A 13,338-nucleotide genomic window follows, 5' to 3' on the forward strand; every position below is an offset into this window, starting at 1 on the left:
TTAGACACAGCTAACAATTGAGGTGCAGTTCATGTTTGGAAACATTTCTAATTGATTGTTATTCAACAATATGGCCCTATAATTGAATAAAGCACTTTTCTTAATTTTCAAGAGAAGCGCCCGATTGTAGAAGTTCGTTTGTAACCTATTCATATCCGCCTAGTGACTCGGGGAGTGATTTATATTCACTCTTACTTTTAATTAGATTAAAGACATAATTTCTTAACTCAATTAATTGTTTTGCATCATTCGTTGGTTCACAATATTCCCCTGAAATTAAATGTGTTATCGTTTCACCGTTAATAGTAACTTTCCACTCATCTTCTCCGTAAGGTTGTTTCATACAAACCGTTCCGAATAGAGATCTTGGTGTAAATTCCTTCGTTTCGGCAATATTTATTTCTTTCATTTTCTTAAAAACATTTTGCATCTCTTCTTCTGTTAGGATTAACTCTGTAGTAGCTGTACCATCTGCTATTAAATCTTTGGTCACAGTTCCATCAAAAGTATTTATTTCATTCTTTTTTTGAACACCGAACTGAATAGAAAAATTAAAGTCATCAGGCATATCTTCTGGTATATTTTTCGTTGTAGAGTTGGATACATTTTTAGAAACTTCATTGTTGAGTTCCTTCGTTTCATCAATTTGTTGGCAGCCTAATAACCAAATTGATAAAAAGATTATAGACAAAATTAAACTCAGTTTTTTCACTAACACCCCCCCTTTTAAAATTAGACTAAACATTGTAGTTTTCGTTTCAATAAAGCTTATAGTAATTTATTCAGCTTACTTGTTGTATTTGCAGGACAGAAGACGTTCCCAAAGCGTCGTTTGGTAATATTCACAAAAATGTTATTCCACAATCTGGCCCTATAACGGAAAACGCGATTTTCTTATTGAAGAATCGCGCCCTTAAATGGAATAAGTCAAGATTTTTAACCAAAGCTTTTTTTACTGCTAATTACGTAACTTAACAATTCGGTGGTCCTGTTTAAATCAAATCTAAAAGGCCTTCAGGAACAAGTCGCAATTCACCGTTTTGAAACTTACTTATAGGTAATCGCTTAATTTTAAATATTTTCCCGTCATCTTCCTTACCTTCAAACAATTCCTCGGTATAAAAAGAGGTATCAATAAATGCTGCATCATATACTTGTACAATCTCGTGTCCTACTTCACCGATAAAAGTAAAGATATTTTCAACAGTTCCTAAATATTTGAGATTAAAAATATCAGTTTCAATTTCTTCCCTTACCTCTCTTATTAATGCTTCTGAGCTTTTTTCCCCGTATTCAATTCCCCCTCCAATAGGACGGTAATAATAATCCTCTTTTACTGGATCATAGCCCTCTGCAACAAGGATGGATTCATCATTTCGAAAAATACAGATAACCAGTGGTCTTATTATTCCTTTTTTCATTGTAATCCCCCAAATCATTAATCAATGACCTTTAGTTGTTTCTCATAAATTACAAATATACCCTTCATTTATTCCATATAATGGCCCTTTAACAGAAAAACGCGATCTTATTGAAGGAGGTACTGCACCCGATTGTGGAATATCGTTTTTCAACTAAAGACTCCTTTAGTTAATAAGAATGAATAGAATTAAACCTTCTTCCAATAAAGTTAGCAGGTACGGGGTTGAGTTCTAATTCTCTTGACCAAATAGAGAGTTGCCCAATGTGATGAATTTCATGGGCAATTATATGGTGTAATATTTCCTCAACGGTATATTTATCTTCATCCCAAGGTACATATACAACTTTATTTTTTAATTCATCTATATCTTTACTTAGAAAATCTGCTATTTCATTTCGCAATCTATCAGAAAGAGTTTTAACCTTTTCAGGCGTATCATAATCAGAAAATTCAACTACTATGTCTTCTTTTCCTTGAATACCACGAAGCCAACTATATTCAACATCAATAATGTGAAAAAGAGTATATAATATACTCCCTACTCCACCAGTTCTTTCTTTTTTCAATTCCTCAATTGATAGCTGGTAACACCAATCAAACCATTCATCTCTTACCTGCCAGTTATATTCAAAAAAAATTAACAATGTGATCACTCCAATATAATTGTTTTAACTATAAGAGTTAGCTTCTTGTCACTAAAATTCCTCTATATTTATTTAGTAAATTGCTGGACGTTTCTTATCACAGAAACTAATTGAATACCGTTACAATGTGTCACATTAAAAATAAAGAAGACCATACAGAGTTTATTTCAACGTGTAAAATCAACTCTGTTTTAAAAAAGAATATTAATTTAAAGGTGCATCTCGAAAGTTGTTACTTCTAATTTGGCTACCTTCCAATCCGGTTATCCAATCAAGAGATACTTTTTACAAAAGCCATGGGTAATCATTATATACAAAACATTTCCAAACCATCATTTATAAAGAATGTTATTCACGGCGCGATTGTAGCTTTTTAATAAAGTTCGATAAACGCTGACTTATACAGATAGAAACCAACTGTTTTGAAACAAAGTTGATCAAAACAGTTGATTTTTTATTTATCTAGTTTTATTTTATAAAAAAGTTAATTATACTTTAATTCCTTAAATGCTGGAACTATATAAAAATAAGAAATAATCCATAAGCCAAATAACATCAAAAAACAATCTACTTAATGTCGTAATCCCCCTTCCAGCACACCCTGACTAGTCAGTTTGCTTTTGAAATTATTCCATTTGATTTTGTTATAATAATATCTCCGTAATGTTGATTATCTTTATTTGCATCTCGTAGCTTAATAACAGTCAACTCTCTAATTTGTAATCAAACTAATAACCCTATATAGATAAACTTTGTATAAAGTGTCCACTATTTAGTGTCACAATTCATAAGACGTTGTTCTTGATTATTTATTATATTTACCCCATCTACCTTTTATTTTATTGATTTTCCATATATCCATCTTTAAGAGAGATACAAGTTCGTTCCTAATCCATAACAAGACCACCATCAACGACTAAATTTTGCCCAGTGATGGCACGTCCCCAAGGAGATGCAAAGAATAAAGCCACGTCCGCTAATTCTTTCGGTGTTGTCACACTTTGTAAAGGGGTTGTGGCTTCAATCATTTGAAATACTTCTGGCGTCGTAACTTTACTCGCATCAGTTTGTTTTAAAAGTCCACCAGACATCATATTGACTGTAATACCATACTCACCTAACTCTTTGGCCATGTTACGTGTAAATCCGAGCAATGCTGCTTTGGCTGTTGTATATTCATGATAAGCTACTACCGGATGCTGAAATAAGTTTGTCCCAATATTGATAATACGACCAAATTCTAGTTCTTTCATATCCTGAATGCATGCTTGAATACTGTTTAAAGCACCGTTAATTGTTCCTTCAAATTGCTTATTGTAATCGGTCCATTGAAGCTCAAACACAATTTTTTGTGTGAGTGGATTAAATTCGAAATCAATCAATGCATTATTGACAATGGTTGTAATCGGAGTATGAAAATATTGCTTTGCCTTTTCGACCATTTGCTGCACTTCTTTTTGATTGCGTATATCTGCTTTTAAAGCGATAACCTGAGGACCCAAACATTTTGCTAAATGTTGCGCTTTTTCCTCACTCTTATAATAATTCAGTACTACATTAGCCCCCTCTTTAACAAATGCTTTAACGAGTTCTTTTCCAACGCCTCTACTTGCGCCTGTAACTAAAACGGTTTGTTCATGTAATTTCATCATCATTTCCCCTTACATAATTTTTGAATAGTTTTTTGATTTCCGGACTTTCGTAAATGAGGGAAAGAAAGCAAAGCCATCTGCCCATTTTCGAAACTTTCACAAAACTCCATACGTTTTCCTCCTCATTAGATGACGTAAGTGCAAAAAAACGTCTCTATTAATATAGAGACGCCAAAAAAGTGTATACTACACCTATAATTGCTCCCTACGTCAGTGTTAACTGTCAGGTTCTAAGGGTCAGGTTTTAACCTTCTCAACACGAATGTGTCCCCCTGCAATTAAAGTATTTGCATAAGAAAAGCTCCACGTAAATTACGCGGAGCCATAGTAAGTACAGAAAAACTAATATGTACTTTGCTCCCTACGTCCGTATTAACGGTCAGGTTCTAAGGGTCAGGTTTTACCTTCTCAACACAATTGTGTCCCCCTGCAAATGAATTTAATTAGCTTGATTCTATCAAAATGCGCTGTTTTAAACAAGTACATTTTAAACTTAAATACTATATCACTACAAGCAGTCTACAATTATACCAATCAATCGTTTGTAACCTTTCATAAAAGAGAGAGTCATCACAAGAAATGCAGCCTGATTAGCTAAAAGGTTTGCTTAGGGATTGGTGAAAAGCAAGTGGCCTTACTGAAGAAAAGTGTCCGATAACGGAAAATACTTTATGATTAAGATACTTTTAAAAACCTTTACAATCTTATAGAACTAGCGAGCTGCATCACTAATCGTGCAGGAAGTGCAGGCTTTGCCATTTGATTGACATCTCCCACAAAAAACAAATCCGGTGTAGGATAATAAAACGTAAATGACGCCGTTGAGTCTAAATGACCCATTAATTCAACTTTTCCCATAAATAGGGTCACAAGACCACATCGACAGGGCTAATTTTATGAAAGCACATAAGGGTGGTGCAGAATACATTTTGAGAAGGGCTGAAGCAGTAAAATAGGAAAACCAAGTTTACTCTTTTCAGTCAAAGAAAAAGGGTCTTCCATCCATAAAAAAAGAAACGAATAAACAGCCATAACAAGTAGTAGTAGGTTCATCAGAAGTACTTCAAGCAGAAATCCACCGTCTACGGAAAAATATAAGGATTATTACAACACGAAACGTTTAAAGGCAAAATTAAAAATGAGTCCGGTGGAATACCGGACTCATTTTACTCAATCTGCCTAATGAAATAACCGTGTCTAACTTTAAGGGGCCACTACAGGTAGTTATCTAGATATTTTGTGGCTACGCCTTTAAGAAATAAGGGTTGAGCTTCTTTGAGACATACTTAATTATTATTGATCAAATAACGTAACATAACTGTGTTTTCTTCAATTTTAAAAGAAAGCCCAAGCCAATAAAGACCTTTTTTTTCATTTGTTAGATCAATCATAAACGTTTCTGGATTTTCATCCAATGCATTTACATTTAACTCTTTTGCTTCATTGTTGATTGTGTGGCTATATCCGATTGCATTCGGTTTCACTTTTTTACCGTCTAACCCGATGACTATATTGTCTAAATTAACCACTGGACCTTTAATTTCGCCCATTTCAACAAATTGTGTACCAGCAAGCAACGACGTTAACTTACTTAATTCTTTTAATGGAGAGAAATCCGTTATCTCATTCCAAGGTATAGATAGCGTCTCTAAATTTTTAGCATATTCCAAACCTTCTAAAGAACGTATGCCTTGTGATTCACTTGTTAAGCTTGTCAGTTTATACATTTCACTTAGTGTGATATCTCCTTGTAAGCCTAATGTACTTTTAATGGCATTGCTTAAATTGGAATCTTTAATTGTAATTACTTGGTTTAAATCAATTTCCTCAAGATTTACTTTTGCATTTTCTAAGGCTGTAACTGCTTCATCTACTTCTGTTTGTGTCGCCATCTCATTTGCTAATACTTCTCTGGCTTTTGCTATGGCCGTTTGTAGAGCTTGCACACTAGCATTCGAATATTTTTCTGTATTGATTGCTTCTGCAACTTCCAATCCACCTTCTAGATCGGCTGTATATACTGTATCGGCATTTGCAAAATGGAATTTAGCGTCTCCCCATGTTGCATGGTCAGACCCATTTCCGTTCCCCCCGTCTGCTACGACTAATTTCAATTCCTTTGCTCCGGCAAGATTCACTTCAATGAATTGTTGAGGTACTTTAGATGTCATTAATCCGCTGTCGAACTGCTTTACATCATCTACATATACTTGAAACACTACAGAGCCTACAGTATTATACATTTGGCGATCCACACCAACAAAAGAAGTAAAGTAAGCAACATCTTTATCTGTTAAATCATATACGATTGTTGAATTAGAATGTGCGCCAATCCCTTTTTCATAAACTACTTCGCCTCCATCCTCAGTCGTTAATCTTAAGCTATTACCACTCGTTGCTTTATCTTTTATTGGAGCTTTATAGCTGTTCTGTGTGGACGTCCAATCAAAATCTGAAAGGTAGCTATAGTCTTCCATATTTACTACTGTAATTGTTCTTGAGTCTGTTACTGTATTTCCATCGTTATCTGTTACTGAATAGAAAAGTTCATACTTACCAGCTTTATTAAAGTTAACTTTTTCCATGCCTGTCACTACTACTTGTGAAGTCAAATCGCCATCTTCTGCATCCATCGCTGAAAATTGCCCTTTAATATCAATAGGTTGTCCTAGCTTTGTTGCTTCAGATGTTACCTTAAGTACTGGCGCACTAGAGTTTTTTGTCAACTTAGCATCTGCCCACACTGTATGGTCAGCTGTATTTCCATTAATTCCGGCATCTGTAGTAATTAATTTCACTTCTTTTACACCAGTAACAGGTACTTTTACAAACTCACTGCTTGTGTTCGATCCGAATACATCACTTGCAAAGTAATTTTCGCCATCTACCCATACTTCAAACTTTGCAGATGATCCTTGTCCTTTCATCGCCTGGTCGATGCCAATATAACTTTCAAAGAAATCAAAGCCTTTGCCCTCAATGTTATATATGATTTCGGACTTAGCATGCGCGCCAATTCCTTTCGCGTAAGTTGTTTCAAGTCCTTGACGAATCAGCCCAATTGTTCCACCAGATGGCGATTTATCGATTTTATATCCGCCCCACGCGATATTGGTTGCTACAGGAGTTAAATCCGATACATATTCAAAATCACTGACTACAGTCACTTGCGTTGACTTCGTCTCTGTAACGCCATTATTTTTTACTGAATATACAAGCTCATAGTTCCCTTTTTTTGTTATATCTACATTGGAGTTAACCGTAACTTCTTCTGTAAGATCATTTCCTTGATAGTCAACAGCTTTTACAAAATCGATTGGATTAAATTGTTGGTTCAATTTAAGTGTCAGTTGGTCTTCAATGGAGATAGTAGGTTTAAATGCCTTCACTTCAACAGGTTTTAAGCTATTTAGTTGTTTATCATAGGCGATTACTTCATAGGAATAGTTTTCATTTGCATCGACGTTTTTATCGATAAATGTTGAAGTTGAAGTAAACCCTATTAACGTACCATTGCGAATAATTTCATATCCAAGTAAATGTTCCTTATTTGCTGAATCTATCGAAAGTGCTAATGTATTTGTCTGATTAGCTTCGTTACGTTTAATATTTATATCGACTGAAGCATTTGAAGTAAAGCCATTTCCTTGATACCCGACTATACTATTATTTAAATACCAGATTTTTTTAGGGGCAGAATATTGGCTTACTGCTTTTTTTGTTTCTTCAGTTACCGTAAACCCATGTCTAGCAAAATAACTAGATAAATCTTGATTTAATACTTCTGAAGAAAATTGAATTAAGTATTGTTGCTTAGAAAGATCACCATTCGGGAGTGACACAGATCGATCACGATAATATTTATTTAATTCTGACCAATAGCCAGGGTGAGCTAATTCAAGCTGCCAAAACGCACCTAATCTTTCTTGAAGCGATAAAGCACTCATTACCGATTGGTTTTCAGCTATTAAATAACTATACATTTTCTCAAATGGAATTCGGTTGTCGATGGAATTATAATCGACAGACATGGCCATCGAAACCATATTATTTGTTACTTCGCCATATTCCCTTACACCTACAGCCATGCGATGACCTATTTCGTGTGTTAGTCCCCAGCCAGGATAAGTTATTCTAAAGTCACTGAACATTAATGGAACCGTTCCTCGTTGTATACCTGTATGGTTTCCTGCAGCATACATGGCTCCATATGGCTGCATCAATCGTATATTTTCTCTAATATATTTCGGATCATGCACTTCACTACTTACGTCCAAACCAGAGAAGTCAAATAACTTCTTAATCCAGACATCATAACCATTTACTGTAGCCATTGGATCAAGATTTTCCGTAATATATTGGTTATATGCTTGAGAAGCTGTGCCTGTAAAGATTATACGATCACTTACAATTTCTACTACATCAATTAACTTACGCTCATTTACATTTGGATGTGCTGCTTTATCCGCATTTAAACGATTGTTATAGTCGGTTAAAAATGCTTTAAATTCTTCTATATTCGTATCCTTTGTGAAAATAGGAAACCTTTCTCCCCCTTCAAAACGAATGATAGGTGCTTTCGTTTGTTCCTTTGGTGTATAAGGATTGACGATATAGATTGGTCCACCTTGTGTAACATTTCCTGTGTAGATCGTTGGAACAGTAAATTCATTTTTACCCGGCTTTAAATTGACCGTTCTGTCCCATGCATTCCAGCTACCTTCTTGTTGTGTGAAGACAAGTTGTGGTAATGGCCCACTCGCATCTGCATCTACATATACCGTTATCTTTTCTCCAGCTCTAGCCGCGATGCCCGTTGGTTGATTATTCGTTCCATATGTCATTTTTAATTTCTGCTGACCATGGCTGACCATATTCCCGTGCTGTTCGGCTTTAATTATTCTTCCTGCTGTCACTAACTCGCCTTTTACAATCTTTTTAGCTAGCTCAAGGCTCTCTTTGTATGTTTCATATAAAGGATGCGACTTTGCTGCTTCTTCAAGTTCATTGATTTGATTTAATGTGCTGTATTCATCCGCAACTGCACTCATCGTAGCGTCTTTAAATAAACTGTTTATTTTATTTTGGACTACATCCTCTTTATAAAAAGCTAATTCAGCTAATGTTGCCCAATTTTGATTTGATTTTTTAAATTTGAACTTCATCCGTTTAAATGTAGTTGGTTCAAATTTAGCCTCTATTAATCCATCTATCATGTTGTGCTGACCCGTTGATAAAAGTTGATATGTATCCCCTTGAGAGGTTTGAGAAGCATATATTTCAAATTCTTCAGCGAATCCTTTACGATCAGATGGTCTTGCTCCATACACAAGACGTTCTAACATAACTGCCTCTTTGAACGTTACTTCTACTTCATTCGAGAAAGTCGATGTATTCGCTTTATTCGTTTCCCAATATGTATTTAACTTGCCGTCCACAGCATTCTCAATTGCAGCACTGCCATAGTGACCTGCATTGTTTGTAATGCTTTGGATATTCGAATAGTCCATTCTGTAAAGCGCTGAGTACTTAACATTCTCATAATGACTGAACGACTTCGTAACCGCTTTCGTAGCTTCTATTTGCTGTGTATTTAATAGGATTTTCGCATTTTGTATATCTTCTTTATATTGTTCATATAAAGGATGCGATTTGAGTGCGTTTTCGAAATTGTTTAGTTTTTCTACCGTATTGTAATTTGCTGACACTTCATTTTTACTACTATCCGTAAATAACGAGGCCATTTGATCCCCTAGCACATCTTTTTTATAAAAGCTAAACTCTGCTGCACTTGCCCAGTTTTGATTTGCTTTGTTAAACACAAATTTAAGGCGCTTAAACTGTGTAGGGTTAAATTTTATTTCAATGACGTCCCCTACTGAACTTTTATATTCTCCATCTGCAATAAATGTGAATTTATCTCCCTCTTCAGTAGTAGAGCCGTAGATTTCAAACTCCTGGGCAAAGCCTTTTCCACCTGGCCGTGCTGCGTATACAATACGATTTAATTCTGTTAAGTCCTTTAAAGTAAACACTACCTCATTCGTAAACGTCTCACTATTCGGTTTTCCTGTTTCCCAATGGGTTGTTAAAATCTCGTCAATTGCATATGAAAGATTAGAATTCGAGTACTTTCCACCATTATTTTCTATTGTTTTAATGTTGGTGTTATCCATTTTAAAAACTTCATTATAGTCATTCAATAGTTCTTTCCCTTGCAAACTAAATTTACTAACTACCGCATTATATGAGATGTCTACGTCACCCTCCATTGCGGTTTTTAAGTCTTTTTGATCTGGTAATTCTTCGGCCAATACATTAAACGGAACACTTGCTATGTTAATCGCCATAGCTGCTGCAGTTGCAATTGACAATACTTTTTTCATATTATTACCTCCTGTTGTATAAAAATAAATATTTAAAAATTCCAGAATCGGAAGTTTTATTCATATGCATTTCATTTCAAAAATAAGAACTATATTCCCTTATAATCAAAAAAATACAAATAGTTAAGTTCTTCAAAAATAATAATATATTTAGAAAAATATTAAAATCAATATATATTTTGTTTAAAAATCTATTTTTTGGTACAAAAGGATAATAAGTAGCATATAAAAAATCTAAAACAATGACTTTTAGCACTCAAATAATCCATACTGGTATTGCGAATTTATACCCCAGCTAACCCCTCTTTCATTAAATTATTCTCCAATAATATTTTGAGCATTGATTCTTGTTTCTGAATTGCGCACGATTTGAGGTACAATAACATTATTACAACATTATTTAATGATTAAATTTACGGTTGTTGTTCCCAAACTGTCCCTTTAACGAAAAAAGACCCTTTCCTTATTTAAGGAAAGCGCCAGTTTGTTAAAGATCATTTTTAAGTTAATCCCCTGTATTGAAGTATTGGGATTTGTTTGATTTATACGATACCATTGGCTTTTAATATAACATTTCGTATAAATATCTTTATTAAATTTTCAAAATATCTAAAAATACAGAAATCTCATTTGATTTTAATGTATATTAGAATAGTAAAACTTTGGAATGAGGTGTTGTTGTGAATAGTGTTAATTATGCTGATAGAATATGTATAGAAATAAAAAAGAAGCGATCACACGCTGTTATCGGTTTGGATCCAATTATCGAGCGTATTCCTACATTTATTTTGAAAGATGCGGAACAAAATTTTGGGAAATGTGATGAAGGTGCAGCGGCGGCATTTATTGCCTTTAATCAATTGATTATTGATGCTGTTGAACCTTATGTTGCAATCGTTAAGCCGCAACTTGCTTATTATGAAGTTTACGGAGCTGCAGGAATAGATGCATATTGGAAAACTGTTGAATATGCACAGAAAAAAGGTTTACTAGTAATTGCTGATGCAAAACGGGGCGATATTGATTCTACAGCAAGTGCATACGCCCGTTCATTTTTCGGAGATGCTTTTAATGAATGGCAAACGCCTAAAAAGGTAGATTCACTGACGATAAATCCTTATTTAGGCTCAGATAGTTTAGAGCCATTTGTTGAGCACGCTATTTCAAAAAAAACGGGTTTATTTATCTTAGTAAAGACAAGTAATCCATCATCTGGCGATTTACAAGATGTAGTTACAAACACTGGTACAATAGCTGAACAGGTCGCACAACTTGTACATAACTATGCTTTACGTGATATCGGAATAAGTGGTTATTCTTCAATAGGAGCTGTTGTAGGCGCAACGTATCCTGAAGAACAACAAGTATTTAGAGAAGCTATGCCTTACTCATTATTTTTAGTCCCAGGTTATGGTACACAGGGTGGTAAAGGAAAAGATATTACAAACGCCTTTAATGAGGATGGTTTCGGCGCCTTAATTAGTGCCTCAAGGAGTATCATTTTTGCATATGAAAAAGATAAATCAGAAACCTTCGAACAAGTCCAATTGTCAATAAAAAATGCTGTCAATACGATGAATGCTGATATTAATACAGCACTTAAAGATGTAGGTAAACTAAACTGGTAACAACATTTTTAATAATTTTAAAGATCCCATACTTTTATCGTTTGGGATTTTTCATAAAATGTTATTCAATAACCTGGCTCGGTCGTAATAAGAGGTTAGCCAGATTTTTCTGGTGGACTTTTTTCTTTTAGGTCTTATTATAACGGTAGTCGGGGTAGAACGTAGCGCCCGTGGGACTTCATCCCGTCCGCAAAACTGTTCACCCCCTACTTGTATAAACATGTTTCGAGCTGGTTGGGACAAGGATCCTGTTTAACAAGTGAACCTATAATATTACAAGCAGCATTAGGGGTTACAGACGAATTTTATTTTCTTAAGGAGGAGATTTGATTATGAATCCAGTCGTAGGTCTGGATGTTTCAAAAGGAGAAAGTCAGGTTCAAGCCTTTTTAGATAAAGGCAAACCATATCGTAAGAGCTTTAGTATTAAACATACTCTTGATGGATTAGATAGTTTTTTAGAATTTCTAAGGGATATAGAAAAATTAGCTGACGGAAAGCAACCTGCGGTTATTTTAGAGTCTACAGGTCAATATCATATGCCTGTCATTCAATTTTTTGAAGATCAACAATACGTCTATATTATTGTAAATCCTCTTATCTCTCATCGTACTAGAAGTACAAATTTACGCGAGGTAAAGACCGATGCCATTGATGCCTATCATCTATGTGAACTGTATTACAAAGAAGAACTAGAACCATATAAAAAAAGAGGCATACAACTCTTAAATCTTCGTAACCTTACAAGACAACAAGAAACGGTATCAAGCACGGCTGCACAAACAAAGTTACAGCTACAATCCATCTTAGATCAGGTATTTTCTGAATATAGAGGTGTCTTTGGAAATCTCTATTCAAAAATTTCGTTACAGATTCTATCCATCTTCCCAACCTCCAAAGAGGTTTTAAGTGTTAGCGAATCAGAACTTACTAATAAAATTGCGGAATTATGTACAACCCGTTCAGAATGATGGGCAAAAGAAAAGGCAATTAAATTGAGAGAGGCTGCATTACGTAATCCATTCCAAAACAACTTGTATCAAAGCCATATCTTTAACCTAAGAATGTTTATTAACATTGTTCTTCAATATCAAGAGCATCTATCAAAGTTAGCAGCAGAAATAGATGCCCTCGCTAAAGAAATTGAAGAATATGAGATAATCCAATCTATCCCTGGTGTTGGTGAAAAGATTGCGGCAACAATCATCTCTGAAATTGGAGAGATAGAACGGTTTAACCATCCTAAAAAGCTAGTAGCATTCGCCGGGATAGATCCTAGCGTTTACTCTTCTGGTCGATTTACTGCTTCCATCAATCGTATAACCAAAAGAGGTTCCAGCAGGTTAAGACAAGCGTTATTTATGGCTGTACAATGCGGTATAAGAGATGCACGTAAACAAAAAACAAGTGATGAAATACCCCCTAGAAATAAGAAATTACGAGAGTTCTACGATAAAAAACGCGAAGAAGGTAAGCCATTTAGAGTAGCAATCATTGCATGTGCTAATAAGCTTTTACATTGGATATATGCCCTACTTAAAAGGAAAGCAGCCTTCCAAAATGCGGTTTAAAAAGTAAATCTAAGTAGATTAAACAAAACCTTCC

Annotated in this window: 7 protein-coding genes, 1 pseudogene and 2 riboswitches; of the genes and pseudogenes, 2 read left to right on the top strand and 6 right to left on the bottom strand. The window is 34.8% G+C overall.

The window, feature by feature from the left end; all coding sequences use genetic code 11:
• Window positions 1-145: 145 nt before the first annotated feature.
• The 6 genes from MHH37_RS11230 to MHH37_RS11255 form a co-directional block, all read right to left on the bottom strand.
• Window positions 146-712, bottom strand: coding sequence for a hypothetical protein (locus MHH37_RS11230; RefSeq protein WP_342573012.1), 567 nt, complete (start codon window positions 710-712; stop codon window positions 146-148).
• A gap of 280 nt (window positions 713-992) precedes the next feature.
• Window positions 993-1,421, bottom strand: a complete 429-nt coding sequence (locus MHH37_RS11235; protein ID WP_342573014.1) for an NUDIX domain-containing protein — start codon at window positions 1,419-1,421, stop codon at window positions 993-995.
• Window positions 1,422-1,590: 169 nt separating this feature from the next.
• The gene (locus tag MHH37_RS11240) at window positions 1,591-2,067 is read right to left on the bottom strand and encodes a DinB family protein (protein WP_342573016.1); all 477 of its coding nucleotides are present in this window, start codon (window positions 2,065-2,067) and stop codon (window positions 1,591-1,593) included.
• 887 nt (window positions 2,068-2,954) lie between these two features.
• A complete protein-coding gene (locus tag MHH37_RS11245; RefSeq protein ID WP_342573017.1) occupies window positions 2,955-3,716 on the bottom strand; it encodes a 3-oxoacyl-ACP reductase in 762 nt (253 codons plus the stop codon).
• A 188-nt stretch (window positions 3,717-3,904) separates the two neighbouring features.
• Window positions 3,905-4,003, bottom strand: a riboswitch (TPP riboswitch).
• 57 nt (window positions 4,004-4,060) lie between these two features.
• Window positions 4,061-4,158, bottom strand: a riboswitch (TPP riboswitch).
• 257 nt (window positions 4,159-4,415) lie between these two features.
• Window positions 4,416-4,577, bottom strand: coding sequence for a hypothetical protein (locus MHH37_RS11250; RefSeq protein WP_342573019.1), 162 nt, complete (start codon window positions 4,575-4,577; stop codon window positions 4,416-4,418).
• 428 nt (window positions 4,578-5,005) lie between these two features.
• Entirely contained in the window at window positions 5,006-10,105 is a 5,100-nt protein-coding gene (locus MHH37_RS11255; RefSeq protein WP_342573021.1) for an NPCBM/NEW2 domain-containing protein, read from the bottom strand.
• 680 nt (window positions 10,106-10,785) lie between these two features.
• Between MHH37_RS11255 and pyrF the strand changes: the two genes are divergently transcribed.
• Both pyrF and MHH37_RS11265 read left to right on the top strand, forming a co-directional pair.
• Window positions 10,786-11,733 carry an orotidine-5'-phosphate decarboxylase gene (gene pyrF / locus MHH37_RS11260; RefSeq protein ID WP_342573022.1) on the top strand — a complete coding sequence of 316 codons (948 nt, stop codon included), beginning with the start codon at window positions 10,786-10,788 and terminating at the stop codon, window positions 11,731-11,733.
• Window positions 11,734-12,065: 332 nt separating this feature from the next.
• Window positions 12,066-13,304: pseudogene (locus MHH37_RS11265) on the top strand (IS110 family transposase).
• The last annotated feature ends 34 nt before the right edge of the window (window positions 13,305-13,338 follow it).

Source organism: Solibacillus sp. FSL K6-1781, assembly GCF_038630735.1.
In the GTDB taxonomy this organism is placed as follows: domain Bacteria; phylum Bacillota; class Bacilli; order Bacillales_A; family Planococcaceae; genus Solibacillus; species Solibacillus silvestris.